Here is a 16,332-nt window from a genome sequence, read left to right as displayed (position 1 = left end):
GGTCCCGACCGCGTCCGCTCGCGGCCGACAGCGCGCACTCGGCGTCGAGTGGGCGGCAACGCGGAAAGGATATTCGCTCATGTCACTTCTCGAGGGCCGGGTCGCGGTCGTCACCGGCGGCACCCAGGGCATCGGACTCGCCATCGCCGAGGCGTTCGTGCGTGAGGGCGCGCGCGTCGTGGTCGGCGACCTGGATCCCGGTACCGCGCGCGAGACCCTCGGATCCGAGGTGGCACGTGCGGTGCGGTGCGATGTCACCAGCGCGGCGGATGTCTCCGCACTGCTCGACACCGCGCTCACCGAATTCGGTTCCGTCGACGTCATGGTCAACAACGCGGGAATCACCCGCGACGCCACCATGCGCAAGATGAGCGAAGAGGATTTCGACCAGGTGATCTCGGTCCACCTGAAGGGAACCTGGCACGGCACCCGGCTGGCCTCGGCGATCATGCGCGAACAGCAGCGCGGCAGCATCGTCGACATCTCCTCGCTCTCGGGCAAGGTCGGCATGGCGGGCCAGACCAACTATTCGGCCGCCAAGGCGGGCATCATCGGGCTGACCAAGGCCGCCGCCAAGGAGACAGCCCGATACGGCGTGCGGGTCAACGCGATCCAGCCCGGTCTGATCCGCTCCCCCATGACCACCGCGATGCCCCAGCACGTCTGGGATCAGAAGATGGCCGAGATCCCGATGACGCGCGCGGGCGAACCCGAGGAGGTCGCCAACGTCGCGCTGTTCCTGGCCTCGGACCTGTCCTCCTATATGACCGGCACCATGCTGGAAGTGACCGGCGGGCGGTTCATGTGAGCGCGTGGGAACCGCACACCGTCGTCACCGAGGAATACGTCGATCCGACCCCGGTGGCCGCGCTGGGCGCGGTACTCGATTCGGGAGCGCCGCTGCTCGCCGCCGGTGATCCGCTGCCGCCGCTGTGGCACTGGGCCGCGCTCGCGCGTTGGCCGATGTCCTCGGCGATCGGGCCGGACGGACATCCCGTGCGCGGCAGTTTCCTTCCGCCGGTGGAATTGCCGCGCCGCATGTTCGCCGGTGGCGACGTGCGCATCGACGGCACCGTGACGATCGGTTCGACGGTGCGGCGCGAGGCGCGCGTGGTCTCGGTGACGCCGAAGACCGGACGCAGCGGTTCACTCGTCGTCGTCGACGTCGAGATCCGGCTGTACGCCCTGAACAACACTGCCAACGCTGCCGACACCGCCGCCGTGGTGGAACGCCAGAACCTGATCTACCGCGAGGCCGGACCGGGCCGGACCGCTCCGGAATTCCCGCCCCCGATCGAACCGGTCGGCGCGCCGCTGCGGCGGCTGCGGGAATGGGAGTGGGAGTTGCGCACCGATCCCACGGTGTTGATGCGTTTCAGCGCCGCGACCGCGAATCCGCATCGCATCCATTACGACTGGCCCTACGCGACCGGGGTCGAGGGCTATCCGGGACTGGTGGTGCACGGTCCGCTGATGACCCTGGCGCTGGCCGAGACCCTCCGCGGGGAGCGTCCCGACGCGACGCCCGTCCGTCTGCGGCACCGCAACCTCGCCCCGCTGTTCTGCCCCGAGCCCGCCCGGATCCGCCGCGGCGACACTGCCGACGCCGATCTCTCGGTGGCCGTCGTGAGCGGGGACGCCGACAAGCCCGTTGAACACACGGTTCTGACCGCCGATTTTCCTGGAGACCGAATCCATGCGTGAAGTAGTGATCTGCGAACCCGTCCGCACCCCGATCGGACGGTACGGCGGACTGTTCCGATCTCTGTCCGCCGTCGATCTCGGGGTCACCGCCCTGCGAGGTCTGCTGGCGCGCACCGGAATCAGCCCCGACGTCATCGAGGACGTCGTCCTCGGGCATTGCTATCCCAACAGCGAGGCGCCTGCCATCGGCCGGGTGATCGCGCTCGACGCGGGCCTGCCGGTGACCGTCGGCGGTATGCAGGTCGACCGGCGCTGCGGTTCGGGATTGCAGGCGGTCATCCAGGCCGTCATGCAGGTATCCAGCGGCGCGAACGACGTGGTGGTCGCCGGTGGCGCGGAGAGTATGAGCAACGTTCCCTTCTATTCGCTGGATATGCGGTGGGGCGGCGCACGCGGCGGTGTGCGGGTGCACGACGGTCTGTCCAGGGGCCGCGAAACGGCGGGCGGGCGGCACTATCCGGTCCCGGGCGGAATGCTCGAGACCGCCGAGAACCTGCGGCGCGCGTACTCGATTCCGCGCGAGGAACAGGACCGGCTCGCGGTGACCTCGCATCGACGCGCCGTGGCCGCCGCGCAGAGCGGTGCGAGCGCCGAACAGATCATCCCGGTGACGGTGTCGTCGCGCACGGGCGAGACGATCGTCGACACCGACGAACATCCCCGCGCCGACACCACACTCGAATCCCTGGCGGCGTTGAAAGCCGTTCGGGCGAAGATCGATCCGGAGTCGACCGTGACCGCGGGCAATTCCAGCGGACAGAACGACGCCGCCGCGATGTGCCTGGTGACCACGCGGGAGAAGGCCGACGAACTCGGACTCACGCCGCTGGTCGCGTTGAAGGCGTGGGCGGTGGCCGGTGTTCCGCCCGACAGCATGGGGATCGGTCCGGTGCCCGCCACCGACGCCGCCTTGCGGCGCGCCGGGCTCACCCTGGCCGATATCGACCTGATCGAATTGAACGAGGCGTTCGCCGCGCAGGCGCTGGCCGTCATGCGGGAGTGGAAATTCGGCGAGGCCGATCTGGAGCGCACCAATGTGCACGGCTCCGGCATCGCCCTCGGCCACCCGGTCGGCGCGACCGGCGGACGAATGCTGGCCACCCTCGCCAGGGAGATGCACCGACGCGAGAGCCGCTACGGGCTGGAGACGATGTGCATCGGCGGCGGCCAGGGTCTCGCCGCGATCTTCGAGAGGGTGGTGTGAGCATGCGCCCGGACCAGCACGGTGGTGAACCTGTGACCGGCGGCGCGGCGCAACCGCTGGCCGGTCTGCGTATCGTCGAGATCTCCAGTTTCGTCGCCGCGCCCCTGGCCGGAATGACGTTGGCGCAGTTGGGCGCCGAGGTGATCCGGATCGATCCGATCGGCGGAGCGGCCGACTGTCATCGGTGGCCGCTCACCGAGACCGGCGCGAGCATCTACTGGACCGGGCTGAACAAGGGCAAGCGCTCGCTGGTCGCCGATCTGCGCGCACCCGCCGGGCAGGAACTGGTCGCGCGGGTGATCACCGAGAGCGGGCCGAGCGGAGGAATTCTGCTCACCAACGCGGCGGGCCGTGCCTGGCACGGATACGACGCGCTGGCGAAACGCCGTCCGGATCTGATCCACCTGGAGATCCCCGGCCGGGCCGACGGGTCGACGGCGGTCGACTACACGGTCAACGCGGCCATCGGCTTTCCGCTCGTCACCGGACCACCCGAACACGACGGCCCGATCAATCACGTCGTCCCGGTGTGGGATGTGGCGTGCGGCCTGTACGCCGCGCTGGCGATCACGGCGGCGGTGCGCCACCGTGAGGCGACCGGCGAGGGCAGTCGTATCGTGCTGCCGCTCGAGGACGTCGCGCTCGCGACCGCGGGCAATCTCGGATTCCTCACCGAGGCCGCGATCAACGGGACCGACCGACCGCGTATCGGCAACGCCATCTACGGGCAGTACGGGCAGCATTTCACCAGCGCCGACGGTATCGCGTTCATGGTCGTCACGTTGACGGGCAGGCATTTCCGGGATCTGACCGAGGTCACCGGCACCGCGAGCGTGGTCGCGGCGCTGGCCGCCGCACTCGACGCGGATTTCTCCGACGAGGGCACCCGCTACCGGCATCGCGACGTCCTCACGGGTCTGTTCACCACCTGGTTCCGTGAGCATTCCGCCGACGACATCACCGAGGCGCTCGGCGCGACATCGATCCTGTGGGATCGCTATCGCAGCTTCCGCGAGGTCGCCGCCGACGCCAGGGTCACCGCCAATCCGATGTTCAGCGTGCTGAACCAGCCCGAACTCGGTGACTACCTCGCACCCGGCTCGCCGATCTCGGTGAACGGCAACCATATTCCCGCCCGTCAGGCGCCGAGGCTGGGCGAGCACACCGAAGCCGTCCTGCGCGACGACCTCACCCTGGCCGAGGACGCCATCGCCGAACTGCGCGGCCTCGGCACCGTGGCCACCGACTCTCCGGAACGGATCTCCTCGTGAAACTCGCACAAACACTGGGTCTGACCGAGGTCCAGACCGAAATCCTCTCCACGGTACGCACTTTCGTGGACAAAGAGATCATCCCCAACGCCCAGGAACTCGAGCACGCCGACACCTACCCGCAGGCGATCGTCGACCGGATGGCGCAGATGGGTCTGTTCGGGCTCATGATCTCCGAGGAATACGGCGGACTCGGCGAATCACTGCTCACCTACGCGCTGTGCGTCGAGGAACTCGCGCGCGGCTGGATGAGCGTCTCCGGGGTGATCAACACCCATTTCATCCTCGCGTATCTGCTCGCCCAGCACGGCACCCCCGAACAGAAGCGGCATTTCCTGCCCCGCATGGCCACCGGCGAGGTGCGCGGCGCGTTCTCCATGTCGGAGCCCGAACTCGGCTCCGACGTGGCGGCCATCCGCACCAAGGCGGTCCGCGACGAGTCGGGCGACTACACCCTCGACGGACGAAAGATGTGGATCACCAACGGTTCCACCTCGACGGTCGTCGCCGTGCTCGTGCGCACCGAGGAGGGCCACGAGCGCGCACACGATAACCTCACCACGTTCCTGCTCGAGAAGCCCACCGGCTACGGCGAGGTCTCGCCGGGACTCACCATCCCCGGCAAGATCCACAAGATGGGTTACAAGGGCGTCGACACCACCGAGATGCTGTTCGACGGCTACCGCACCGGCGCGGACACCATCCTCGGCGGCGCACCCGGCAACGGTTTCAAACAGATGATGGACGGCATCGAGGTCGGCCGGGTCAACGTGGCCGCGCGCGCGTGCGGAATAGCGTTGCGCGCCTTCGAACTCGGCGCCCGCTACGCCCAGCAGCGTTCGACCTTCGGCAAACCCATCGTCGAACACCAGGCCATCGGCTTCTCCCTGGCCGAGATGGCGACGAAAGTCGAAGCGGCGCATCTCATGATGGTCAACGCCGCGCGGCTCAAGGATTCCGGTCAGCGCAACGACGTCGCCGCGGGTATGGCGAAATATCTGGCGAGCGAGTTCTGCAACGAGGTCACCCAGGCCAGCTTCCGGATCCACGGCGGTTACGGGTATTCCACCGAATACGAGATCGAACGCCTCATGCGCGAGGCGCCCTTCATGCTGATCGGCGAAGGGACCAGCGAGATCCAGAAGCGCATCATCAGCAAGGGCGTGCTGCGCGACTACCGGCTCTGATCCGGGGAGGGAGCGGGACGGGGAACGCGCGCCGCGCCGCGGTTGCTATCGTCCGGGATACCCATGGCACCCGCCGGGTCCGCCGTCGGCGCGGGCCGGGCTCCCGGAAAGCGCAGGACACAGATGACACCCACCGACTCGCCGTTGCTCCTCCTGCACGGCGTCATGATGTCGGAGACGGTGTGGGCCCGCGTGATTCCCCGGCTCGGCGATGGCCGCGAGGTGATCCCCCTGACCGCGATGGGGCACCGGGGTGGTCCGGCCGCGCTCGATCGTCCCGTGCTCGTCGAACATCTCGTCGACGACGTGGAACGGCGGCTCGACGCGCTCGGGCTGGCGCGGGTGCATATCGCGGGCAATTCCCTGGGCGGCTGGATGGCAATCGAACTGGCGCGGCGCGGGCGTGCCGCGAGCGTCTGCGCGATCTCGCCCGCCGGATTCTGGGACGCGGGCGCGGCGAGCAACAGCGACGCGACGGCCACGCTGCGCCGCGAGGTCATCCTCGCGCGCGTCGGCGGAGTACTGGCCGCACCCGCCATGCGGGTGCGGCCGCTGCGCCGCGTGCTGTTGCGCAATATCGCCGAACACGGCGATCGGATCGGCGCGGCCGAGGCCGCGAAGATCGCGGGCGATGTCAGCGCGTGCACCGTGTCCGCCGATCTGCTGTCGACACCGGAACAGGTCGCCCCGATGCGCACGCTCCCCTGTCCGATCACTCTCGCCTGGGCCGGAAGCGACCGGGTCTTTCCGCCGTCGGTCAACGGCGTGATCGCGCGGCTGCGACTGCCCGACGCCCGATTCCTGCTACTCGACGGTGTCGGACATGTGCCGATGATCGATGATCCGGCGCTCGTCGCCGTGACGATCCTCGATGTGGTCGAGTCGGCCTGATTCCGAACGGCATCCCGTGTCGAGTGACCGGTAGCCATCCGGTGGCCCAACGCGATTCGGCCACGAGAGAAAGTTCCGGCCGAAACTTGTCGCGGACGACGCCGGAATGGTCTGCTTGACCCGCGACCGGTGTGAAAAGCCTCGAAAGCTTCCGCCCATCAGGAGTTTTCACGAGCCGGGAGCACCATGTACCACCACTGCGAGCAAAGGCGCTTTTCGCATGGACCACCCTGCTTCGGGAGACGAGTCCTCCCGGTGCGATTACTACCGGCGTATCTGTGATCTCCCCGCCGCATTCGATCCGTCCCGTCCCGACCGGATCGTCATGCCAACCACCACGGTGTGGGGTCTGATCATGCCCACCGCACTCGGGCAAGCGGTACAGGCCGAGATGAGGAAACGACAGGCCGAACTCGGGCCGATACTGTCGCACCCTCGTTCCCACCGCTGGACGTTCCTGATCCAGCCGGATCTACCGGAGGACGACCGATCCTTCGCCGAGATGTTCCGTTCGAATGTCTCGGTCGTGCGGACCGGCGGCACGATCGCACTACCAGGCCCTTCCGAGCGAGGCTCCGAATTCCGGGTGTGGGTGGAACCGCCGCGATCGGCGTTCCGGCCGTCGGGGCGCGCGGTACTGGACGCGGTGCGCGCGTGTGGGCCGAATCGGGAGCGCCGGACCGGGGCCTCGGCCTGATCCCGGTCGCCCGAGTGCTCGCCGGCCGGAATGTCCCGGGCGGCGAGCCACCGGCCCGCGATTGCCCCCGCTACCGCGCGGCAAAACTACGTTTCGGCCTTTGCCGTTGCAGGACAACTCTTTTCGACGCTCACACTGCTACCTTGACACCTGTGAAGCGCCTACCTACCGATACCGGAGCACGCGGCGAGGATATCCGGACCACCGAGCACGACGGGATCACGGCGACGTGGTTCGCCCGCGACGGTGTCATCCGTGTCGTCGGCGTCCGCGATACCGACGACGCCGAAACGCTTTTCGACGGTGCGCCATCGCTGGGGGAATGCTTCGACCGGATGCCGCGCAAGCTGTGGGATCGGGTGCGGTTCCAGCACCGGGACGAGCGCGTGTCCGAAGGCGCGCGGTCACCGAACTAGCGACTTCTGAACATCCAGTACACCAATATATTTCGTGCCTTTGTCAGACGAGGGTGACCCGGCTCGCCAGCCACCGGCCGTCGACCAGTTCCATCGTCATCGCCACCCGGGTGCGGTCCACCTGCGGGGTAGTCGAGGCGGTGTTGGTGACCGTCTGGTCGATGAACAACAGCACCTCGACCTTCGTCGTCGACGCCGATTTCACCGCCGCGTCGAGTACGGTGCCGGTGCCGGTCGCCTTGTTGTCCAGCAGCAGTTGACGCAACTGCCCGCTCGACCGGGTGTACATATCCTTGAACTCACCGGTCGAGCCGTCCAGGACCGCCGTGAAATCCCGGTCGAGATTGCCCGAATCGACGCTGGTCAACGTCACCCCGTAGGCCCGCGCGGCGGCCAGACCCGCGGCGGCCGCGTCGTCTTCGTCGCTCTGCGCCTTCGCGTTCCACCCGAAGATCGCCGCGAGCACCACCGCGACCACGGCGACCAGGATCAGCAACGGCAGCCGGATCTTGCGCCACAGCAGCAGCGCGATCATCTTACGAATCTGCTATGTGGACGGCATGACGAATTCCGGCTGCGTGGAGGTGGTTTCGGCCGTGCCCGCGTCGGCGGCTGCGGCGGGGTCGCCCGCAGGTTCGGCGGACTCCGATTCGGAGGTCTTCTTCGCGACCGATACCGAGTTCCGCGGTCTCCACCGTCGCGTCCCCGTCGGTCCCCTTGTCATCGAGGGCCGTTCCGGTGGGTTCGTTCATGACTTTCTCTCCTAGCGTCGAACGGATTGCGCGGTCGTGCGGGGCGTGTGGCGTATCTATCGGGTCGGTGGCAGCGGGAGGGGGATGGACAACGGGCCGAGCGGGGTGGGCGAGGCGGTCCGGTCGGCGGGTTCGCCCGGCGGTGGTCCGTTCGGAATCTGCTCGCCCGGCGGTCGCGGCGCGTTGCGCGCGCCACGCACGGGGATGGACGGGTCGTCGTCCGGGCAGAACGGGTACAGGTACGGCTCCGGATAGTCGGCGATCGCGGGCGCCCGATTCGGCAGTTCGTACTGGCAGGTGGCCCGCGGATACAGATTGACCAGTCCCCACAGGCCGCCGTCGTGCATCACCGTGACCAGCGCGTCCAAGGTGGACCCGCCGCGTATGGTCGGGAAGAAGAATTCCCGCAACGCCGGAACGCGCGAATTCGTCAGCCGTGCGACCGTGGACAGATTCGTCAGCAATCCGACGACCTCGGCGGAATTGTCCGACAGCACCGCGTCCAGCGCGGCGAGGGTGCCGGGCGCGGCGCCGAGCAGATCCACGAACCCGCCTGTCTTCGCCTCGGCGCCGCGCATGAATTCGGCGGCATCACGGGAGAACGCCGTCAGGCCCGCCGAACCGTCGCCCAGGGTGGCCAGCACCGTCTTGCTGTCGCGCAGCGGGGCGACCGTCCGCGGGAGCACCGAGTCCACTGTCGACACCAGGAAGATGCCGCCGTCGATGATGTCGGTGAGTTTGCGCGGACCATCCGGGCCGACGCCGAGTTGATCCACCACCGCCGCCAGTTGCGCCGGATCGACCTGTGCCAGTGTGGAATCCAGTTTGCCGAGCATCTGCCACAGCGGCACCGGCGCCGATGTCCGGTCGACGGCGATCTCCGCGCCGTCCACCAGGAACGGACCGTCGTCGCGGGCGGGACGGAAATCGAGGTACTGCTCCCCCGCCGGCGACAGACTCGTGACGTCGACGGTGCCGTCGACGGGCACCCGCACCTCGGCGTCGATGGTCGCGACGGCGACCACACCCGTCGGCGTGAAATCGACCGATCTCACCTCACCGATCGGCACACCGCGCAATGTCACGTCCTGACCGGCGAGCAGTCCGCCGGACTGCTCCAGTTGCACGCGCACGGTGTAGGTGGCGGCCGTCGGACCGACGCCGAGTGCCCCGAACACGAGATACGTCGCGCCGAGGACCGCCGTGACTCCCAGCGCCACCGCCGACAGCGCCAGCCTGTAGGGCCGTCCGCCCCGGACCGCGCCGACCACGATCCGGGCGGGAGCGTCGGCCACCGTCGCGGCGAATCCGCCGAATCCGCCGAATCCGCCGCTCACCGGCCCGCTCCGAATACGCGATCACGCAGTTTCAGCAGGGTGTAGGTCAGCGTGCCGACCAGCGCCTGCCAATCGCTCGCGTCCGGAAGGCGATTGCCCGGATCCGCGGAGTGGTCGATATCGGGCAGCGCGCCCACCGCGAAGTCGGCGAGGTCGACATTGCCGTGCGCCGAGGTGCCACTGGTCAGTTTCAGGATGGTGGGCAGCATCGCGTTCATCGCGGCGAGGCTGGCGTCGGGACTGGTCGCGGCGTTGTTCAACTGCGCGGCAAGTTCGTCGAGATTCGCGATCAGGCCGCCGATCTCACCGCCCTGCACGGACCATCGGGCGGGACGACGTGGCCCGGGCACGGCGAACAGGTGGCGGCGGAGCGGCACGCTCGCCGACGCCGCGGCGGACTCTCGGCCGCAATCCCCGCGAACCGCCGATTCGCCCCGAATCATCCCGCTCGGCAGTATGATTCGTAGACACCGCGCTGTATTCAGGAGGTCGCCGTGGCCACGTCGAAGAAGCGGGATCGCACCGCGCCCATCGCCGGACTCGGCCCGCACACCGTCGAAACCCTGATCGATGCGGGCGAGACGCTGGCCCGCAAGGTGCGCCACGAGACCCTGCACAGCCCGCGCCCGGTGTTCCTCTATTACATCGCCCAGACCTTCGACACCCTGACCGCGAAACTGTCGGCAGCCAAACGTCCGCGACCCGCGACCCCCGCCCAACAGTTGTGCCTGCACCTGATGATCGCGGTACTCGAGGAGCGGGAGCCGGACGATTCCGTTCTCGCACAGGTCCGCTCGACGCTGATGCCGGAAGGCACCCACGAATCACTCGCCGCGATCGGCCGAATCCCGCTGCGCCCGGACCGTTCCTTCGATTTCGTCGCCCTCGGCGACACCCTGTACGGCCACGGCATGGGCGCGTTCTTCGCCCCGTTCGAATCCGACGACCTGGTCGCCTAGGAAGTTTCGACACCTCGGTGGCCCGAGGTGGAACGGGTCTGCGGTATCGAACAGGTATGCGCGACAACCGTGATGATCCCGGCGACCCCGACACCGGGGGACACTGGCGCTACCTGTGGTGGCTGGTGACCTGCCAATGGCGACGTGTCCTGGTGGGCGCGGTGCTGGCCTGTGCGTACATGGTGCTGCTGACGGTGCCGCCGCAACTGCTCGCGCGCGCGATCGACGGTGTGCGAGACCGCGACAGCGCCGCCGTCATCGGGTTCGCCGGAGCTCTGCTCGGTACGGGTGCGCTGCTGGCTGTCGTATCGGTACTCCAGTACCGGGCGATGACACTCGCGTGCGCCGACGCCTACCGGCGGACCGTCCGGGTGCTGACCCGCGCGGTGACCCGGCTCGGTCCCACGCTGCACCGCAGGATCGGCGCGGGCGAGATCGTCGTGATCGGCAGCACCGACGTCGAACAGATCACCCGCACGATCATGATCGTCGGCCCCGGCGCGGCCGGAATCCTCGGCTACTGCGCGGTCGCGGTCGCGCTCCTGTGCATCTCCCCCGCCTTGGCCGCCGTCGTGCTGCTGGGCGTGCCGGTGCTGATGGTCGTGATGAAACCGCTGCTCGGACGCCTGCGACGGACCGAAGACAGCTACCGCGCGCAGCAGGGCGAGTTGACCGCCATGGTCGGCGATATCGTCACGGGTCTGCGTGTGCTGTGCGGTATCGGCGGCAAGGAGGTGTTCGCCGACCGGTATCGAACGCGGTCGGCGACGTTGCGCGAGGAGGGATATCGAGTCGCCGCGGTGACGAGTTGGATCGGAGCGGTCGCGCTCGCGCTGCCGACGGTCTTCGTGGCGGTGGTGATCTGGTCTGCCGCGCGCATGGCGGCCTCCGGGCAGATCGGGCTCGGCGAGATGGTCGCGGTGTACGGATATGTGGCGACACTGTCGGTACCGGTATCCGCGATCCTGCACGGCATCGATGACATCGGTCGCTATCCCGTGTCCGCGCGCAGGCTGCTCGCGGTCCTCACCCTCCGGGACGATATCGCCGACACCGGCACCCGGCACTGGCCCGAGGAATCCTGGGAGCTGTACGACCCGGTCGCGGACCTGCGCCTGCCCGCGTCCGGGATGGTCGCCGTCGTCACCGCGAACCGGGCCGACGTCATCGCCGTGTTCGAGCGATTCGCGCGATTCACCGATTCGGCGGCCCGCTACGGCCCGAATCCCCTCCGGGAAATCCGGCTGGAGGAGGTGCGGCGGCATATCGTGCTCGTCGACAACGACGCGTACCTGTTCGTCGGTCCCCTGCGCGAGATCATCGCCGGAGCCACCGAACCCGACGATGCGCGCGTCCTCGGCGCGCTGCGGGTCGCCGCCGCCGAGGATGTGGCGGCCGGACTGCCCGACGGGCTGAGCACGGTGTTACCGGACCGGGCGACCACCCTCTCCGGCGGCCAACGGCAACGGTTGCGACTGGCGCGCGCGATCTGCGCGGAGCCCGACGTCTTGCTGCTGGTCGACCCGACCTCGGCCGTCGACGCGCACACCGAAGCGCTTGTCGCGGCGCGTATCCACGCCGCGCGGAGCCGACGGACGACGGTGATCGCGACGACCTCGCCGACCGTGCTCGAACGGTGCGACATGGTCGTCCACCTTCGCGACGACGCGCCCGCCGTCGTCGGAACACATCGGGAGCTGATCCGCGACCGGCCGGACTATCGCGCGCTGGTGCTGCGCGAGACCGCCCGGGACGCGATCGAACGCGAGGCGGCGCGATGATCGCCCGCCTGCCGGTCGGTGACCGTCGCGCGGTGCGGGCGGCTGTCCGGCAACTGGTCGAGCGCGAACCGGCAACCGCCGCGCGCGTCGTATTGCTCTACGGCGCGGCGGCTTTCGCCGGACTCGGCCCGCCGTGGCTGCTCGGAACGGTCGTCGACAGCATTCGATCAGGGCACGCCGAGTCGGTGAATCGGCTCCTGCCTGCGGTACTCGCCTGCGCGCTGGCGCAGATGCTGTTCACCCGGTACGCGATCGACGCGGGCAGACGATTCGGCGAGCGTTCGTTGACCTACCTGCGGGAGGACCTGCTCGACAGGGTGCTCGCGCTGCCGACCGCGATCGTCGAGCAGGCGGGCGGCGGCGATCTCATGACCCGTGGCACCACCGACGTGGCAACGGTCGGTGTGGCGGTGCGGGAGGCACTTCCGGAGATGCTGATCGCGGGTATTCGAGTCGTGCTCCCGCTCGCGGTGATCTTCGTGCTGGACTGGCGCCTCGGGGCGGGGGCACTGGCGGGCGTTCCCCTGCTGTTGTTCGTCTGCCGGTGGTATCTGCGTACCGCCCGAACCGCCTATCTGACCGAAGCCGCGGCCGGGACCGAGATCTCCGACACCCTGATGGCCACCACGAGCGGCGCGCGGACGGTCGCCGCCCTGGGAATGGGGGTGCGGCGTATCGGCGCGGGCGACGAGACGACCTCGGTCCACCTGGCGGCGCAGATCACCACCCTGCGGCTACGGACACTGCTGTATTCGTCGAAGGACGTCGCCGGGGTCCTGCCGGTGACGGTGGTCCTGATCATCGGCGGTCTTCTGCACGACGGACATTCGGTGCCGCTCGGTACGGTGGTCGCGGCGGCACTGTACGTTCAGCAGCTCGGCTCCCCGCTGGACACTCTCGTCGGTCGCGCCGAACAACTTCAGCGCGCGGGCGCGGCGATGGCCCGCCTGGTCGGCGTGCCTGCCGCGCCCGCCGCGAAGACCTCCGAGGGCCCGATCCCCGCCGACGATCGCGTGCGACTGTCCTCGGTGCGTTTCGCCTACCGCTCGGGACGCGATGTCCTGCGCGATATCGACCTCGACGTCGGACCGGGCGAACGGATCGCGGTGGTCGGACCGTCAGGATCGGGCAAGACCACGCTGGCGCGATTGCTGGCGGGCATCGACCGCCCGTCGTCGGGTGCGGTGACCGTGGGCGGGGTGTCGGTGTCGGATCTGGCGCCGGAAACACTGCGTCGCCGAATCGTGCTTGTCACCCAGGAACATCACGTCTTCCTCGGCACCGTGCGGGAGAACCTCGTCATCGCCGCTCCGACCGCCGACGACGACGCGTTGAGAGACGCGCTGCGCACCGTCGGCGCCGACTGGGTCGACACCCTGTCCGACGGGATGGGCACAGTGCTCGGCCCCGGTGCCACCGTCCTCGACGCGGCACGCGAACAGCAACTGGCACTGGCGCGAATCGTGCTCGCCGACCCCCGGGTGATCCTGCTGGACGAAGCGACATCGCTGCTGGATCCGGCGACCGCGCGCGACGCCGAGCGATCACTGTCGGCGGTGCTGGAGGGCAGAACCGTCATCGCGTTCGCGCACCGACTGCATACCGCCCGTGACGCCGATCGCGTGATCGTCCTGGAGGACGGACGTATCACCGAACAGGGCACCCACGACGAATTACGCTCGGCGGGCGGTGTTTACGCAGATCTCTGGCACGCGCAAGTCGGCACGTGAACCCACCGGGAACTTCGTCACCGGACCCGTGTCCTTTCGACGCCGGTGCCGCGCCGTTACCCGCGCTCCCCCGCCCCTTCGGCAACCTCGTTCGATGCTCGCCGCGACGCCGGATTCGCCAGACCCGCGAAAAGTAGGTCGAGCAGCCCCTCGGCGCTGCGGTATCCGGTCGGCGGGCGACCCGCCAGCGCGCGATAGAGCAGCGTGCCGATCACCGCGTCGGCCGCGGCGTCCAGATCGGCGTCGGCGCGGATCTGGCCCGTCTCCACGCCCGCGGCCATCCGCCGGATCAGGTGATCGCGGCTCGGACCGGTCAGTTCGCCGTAGAGTCGCTCCGCGTCGGCGGCGCTGTCGGCGGCGGCAGCGGCGAGCCCGCGAACCATCGCGACGGAGGCGGCGTCGTCCATCCGCCGGAATTGCCGATCCAGCCAGGCGCGCAGATCGGCTTCGACATCGCCCGTATCGGGGGGTACGCCTCCGCTGGTGTCGAGGTAGCCGGACAGGACCGCTTCGGTGACGACCGCCGCCTTGGAAGGCCACCAGCGGTACACCGTCTGCTTGCCGACGCCCGCGCCCGCCGCGATCGCCTCCATCGTCATCTGTTCGTAGCCGACGGATCCCAGCAGGTCACGGGCGGTTTCCAGAATCGCGCCGTGGGCGCGCGCGCTTCGCGGCCGACCTCGCTGCGTACCCGACATGTCTCGAAACCTTAGGGGACGCGCATACTGTCATTACGATACGATCCGTCTCGTAATACTGGATAGGAGTCCCCGTGGACAGAGATGTAGCGGTTGTCATCGGCATCGGCGGCATGGGCCGAGCCATCGCCGGTCGCATCGGCAGCGGGCGTTCGATACTGCTCGCCGATTTCGACGAAGCCGCGCTGACGGCCGTCGCCGGACAACTCCGCGATGCCGGACATCTGGTCACCGCGCGCGTGGTCGATGTGGCCGATCAGGATTCGGTGCGATCCCTCGCCGATGCCGCCGCCGCGCTCGGCCCGGTCACCCACCTCGCCCACACGGCGGGACTCTCGCCGACGCAGGCCACGGCCGAGCGGATCCTGCGGGTGGATCTCGCCGGCGTCGCCTACGTACTCGACGAATTCGCCCGGGTGATCGCTCCCGGCGGGGCCGGGGTGGTCGTCGCGAGCATGGCGGCGCACATGGCGGGCGCGCATTTCGCCGAGCACGACCGCGCGCTGGCGACCACTCCGTCCGCGCGACTGCTGGCGCTACCCTTCCTGTCCTCCGATGAGCTGAGCCATCCGACCGTGGCCTACGCACTCGCCAAGCACGCCAATGTTCTTCGGGTCCAGGCCGCGGCGGGGGCGTGGGGCGAACGCGGCGCCCGCGTCAACTCGATCAGCCCCGGCATCATCTCCACGCCGATGGGTCAGCAGGAACTCGACGGAGCTACCGGCGAGCACATGCGCGCCTTGGTGGAGATGTCGGCTACCGGCCGCCTCGGCACCCCGGACGATATCGCCGCGGCGACGGCGTTCCTGCTCGATCCGCAGGCGAGTTTCGTCACCGGGACGGATCTGCTCGTCGACGGCGGCGTGGTCGCGGCGGCCCGCGCGCTCGCACCCGCGGAGTAGGGCGCGCACCGCGCGGGAAGGACGGTCGGCGCTCGATATCGCCCTCGGCGAGGGCGATCGCGCCACCGCCCGTCCCCCGAGTCGCCGCCCAATCTCGGCAGCGACTTTCTACTGACTCGATTCAATGACACAGGACAGGCCACGAGGCCGCGAAGCCCAGCGCCTACAGACCCGCCAGCGCGTGCTCGACGCCGCCGTCGCCGAGTTCAAGGAGACCGGAATGGCCGAGGCCGACGTGGGCGCGATCGTCGAATCCGCCGGAGTGGCGCGCGACACCTTCTACTTCCACTTCCCGACCAAAGAGCATGTCCTGCTCGAACTGCAGGCGCGGGAGGAAGCCGGGATCGCCCAGCAGCCGACCCGCTTCCTCGCCGAACCGCGTGACCTGCCGACGGCCCTGTCGAAGACGATCCAGCTGGTCGCGGCGATGGAAGGCAGGCTGGGCAGCCTGCTGTTCAAAGACCTTCTGGCCGTGCACTTCTCACCGACCAGACCGCTGACCGACGAGTGGATGGAACATCGCGTCATCGTGCTGGTCGTGCGGATATTGGAGAACGCGCGCGACGCGGGTGAGGCCGAACTCGCGGTCGACCCCTACCACAGCGCGGTGTTCTTCCTGCTCGGTCTCTACGCCCTGCTGACCACGACGACCAGCACCGAACAGTTGCGCGACGTGGCGCTCGACAGCTACCTGACCACCGTGCTGCGCAGTCTGGAGCCGCGATGAGTCCGGCGCCACCACCATCAGCCGACCGATGCCGGGCATCGGCGCACCGAAGGATACGGAGATACGGGTATGTGGC

Annotated in this window: 17 protein-coding genes; 13 read left to right on the top strand and 4 right to left on the bottom strand. The window is 68.8% G+C overall.

Features of this window, described 5'->3' with window-relative positions; all coding sequences use genetic code 11:
- The first annotated feature begins 79 nt into the window (after nt 1-79).
- From fabG to OG225_RS05805, 8 genes are all read left to right on the top strand, one after another.
- Nucleotides 80-808, top strand: a complete 729-nt coding sequence (fabG, locus tag OG225_RS05840; RefSeq protein ID WP_405180729.1) for a 3-oxoacyl-ACP reductase FabG — start codon at nt 80-82, stop codon at nt 806-808.
- Nucleotides 805-1,704, top strand: coding sequence for a hypothetical protein (locus OG225_RS05835; protein ID WP_405180728.1), 900 nt, complete (start codon nt 805-807; stop codon nt 1,702-1,704). Before fabG ends, OG225_RS05835 begins: the two co-directional genes overlap by 4 nt.
- Nucleotides 1,697-2,908: an acetyl-CoA C-acetyltransferase gene (locus OG225_RS05830; protein WP_405180727.1), complete on the top strand. Its 1,212-nt coding sequence runs from the start codon at nt 1,697-1,699 to the stop codon at nt 2,906-2,908. The genes OG225_RS05835 and OG225_RS05830 overlap by 8 nt, the downstream gene beginning before the upstream one ends.
- Nucleotides 2,909-2,910: 2 nt before the next feature.
- Nucleotides 2,911-4,179, top strand: a complete 1,269-nt coding sequence (locus OG225_RS05825) for a CoA transferase (protein WP_405183205.1) — start codon at nt 2,911-2,913, stop codon at nt 4,177-4,179.
- Nucleotides 4,176-5,366: an acyl-CoA dehydrogenase family protein gene (locus OG225_RS05820; protein WP_405180726.1), complete on the top strand. Its 1,191-nt coding sequence runs from the start codon at nt 4,176-4,178 to the stop codon at nt 5,364-5,366. The genes OG225_RS05825 and OG225_RS05820 overlap by 4 nt, the downstream gene beginning before the upstream one ends.
- Nucleotides 5,367-5,489: 123 nt before the next feature.
- Nucleotides 5,490-6,257: an alpha/beta fold hydrolase gene (locus OG225_RS05815; RefSeq protein ID WP_405180725.1), complete on the top strand. Its 768-nt coding sequence runs from the start codon at nt 5,490-5,492 to the stop codon at nt 6,255-6,257.
- Between the two features lie 220 nt (nt 6,258-6,477).
- A complete protein-coding gene (locus OG225_RS05810) occupies nt 6,478-6,954 on the top strand; it encodes a DNA-directed RNA polymerase subunit beta (RefSeq protein WP_405180724.1) in 477 nt (158 codons plus the stop codon).
- 152 nt (nt 6,955-7,106) lie between these two features.
- Complete coding sequence (locus tag OG225_RS05805) at nt 7,107-7,370, top strand: hypothetical protein (RefSeq protein ID WP_405180723.1); 264 nt, start codon at nt 7,107-7,109, stop codon at nt 7,368-7,370.
- Nucleotides 7,371-7,413: 43 nt separating this feature from the next.
- Here the strand turns inward: OG225_RS05805 and OG225_RS05800 are convergent, their stop codons facing one another.
- The 3 genes from OG225_RS05800 to OG225_RS05790 form a co-directional block, all read right to left on the bottom strand.
- Nucleotides 7,414-7,905 (bottom strand): hypothetical protein, encoded by a 492-nt coding sequence (locus OG225_RS05800; RefSeq protein ID WP_405180722.1) that lies wholly within the window; start codon nt 7,903-7,905, stop codon nt 7,414-7,416.
- Nucleotides 7,906-8,178: 273 nt separating this feature from the next.
- Complete coding sequence (locus OG225_RS05795; protein ID WP_405180721.1) at nt 8,179-9,459, bottom strand: MlaD family protein; 1,281 nt, start codon at nt 9,457-9,459, stop codon at nt 8,179-8,181.
- Complete coding sequence (locus OG225_RS05790) at nt 9,456-9,809, bottom strand: hypothetical protein (RefSeq protein ID WP_405180720.1); 354 nt, start codon at nt 9,807-9,809, stop codon at nt 9,456-9,458. The genes OG225_RS05795 and OG225_RS05790 overlap by 4 nt, the downstream gene beginning before the upstream one ends.
- 144 nt (nt 9,810-9,953) lie before the next feature.
- On the opposite strand from OG225_RS05790, the gene OG225_RS05785 reads away from it, so the two are divergent.
- The 3 genes from OG225_RS05785 to OG225_RS05775 are packed head-to-tail and all read left to right on the top strand — an operon-like array spanning nt 9,954 to nt 13,929.
- Nucleotides 9,954-10,418: a hypothetical protein gene (locus OG225_RS05785; RefSeq protein ID WP_405180719.1), complete on the top strand. Its 465-nt coding sequence runs from the start codon at nt 9,954-9,956 to the stop codon at nt 10,416-10,418.
- 56 nt (nt 10,419-10,474) lie between these two features.
- Complete coding sequence (locus OG225_RS05780) at nt 10,475-12,199, top strand: ABC transporter ATP-binding protein (protein ID WP_405180718.1); 1,725 nt, start codon at nt 10,475-10,477, stop codon at nt 12,197-12,199.
- Complete coding sequence (locus OG225_RS05775) at nt 12,196-13,929, top strand: ABC transporter ATP-binding protein (protein WP_405180717.1); 1,734 nt, start codon at nt 12,196-12,198, stop codon at nt 13,927-13,929. Before OG225_RS05780 ends, OG225_RS05775 begins: the two co-directional genes overlap by 4 nt.
- A 56-nt stretch (nt 13,930-13,985) precedes the next feature.
- Here OG225_RS05775 and OG225_RS05770 read toward each other — a convergent pair whose 3' ends face one another.
- Nucleotides 13,986-14,627, bottom strand: a complete 642-nt coding sequence (locus tag OG225_RS05770; protein ID WP_405180716.1) for a TetR/AcrR family transcriptional regulator — start codon at nt 14,625-14,627, stop codon at nt 13,986-13,988.
- 74 nt (nt 14,628-14,701) lie between these two features.
- Here OG225_RS05770 and OG225_RS05765 point away from each other — a divergent pair, with 74 nt between their 5' ends.
- Both OG225_RS05765 and OG225_RS05760 read left to right on the top strand, forming a co-directional pair.
- Nucleotides 14,702-15,529, top strand: a complete 828-nt coding sequence (locus OG225_RS05765; protein WP_405180715.1) for an SDR family oxidoreductase — start codon at nt 14,702-14,704, stop codon at nt 15,527-15,529.
- Nucleotides 15,530-15,653: 124 nt separating this feature from the next.
- Nucleotides 15,654-16,256, top strand: coding sequence for a TetR family transcriptional regulator (locus tag OG225_RS05760; RefSeq protein WP_405180714.1), 603 nt, complete (start codon nt 15,654-15,656; stop codon nt 16,254-16,256).
- Nucleotides 16,257-16,332 lie beyond the last annotated feature (76 nt).

Origin of the sequence: Nocardia sp. NBC_01377 (assembly GCF_045040005.1) — a bacterium.
Lineage (GTDB): Bacteria > Actinomycetota > Actinomycetes > Mycobacteriales > Mycobacteriaceae > Nocardia > Nocardia noduli.
The sequence above is the reverse complement of the archived record's forward strand: the minus strand, read 5'-3'. Positions and strand labels throughout refer to the sequence as shown.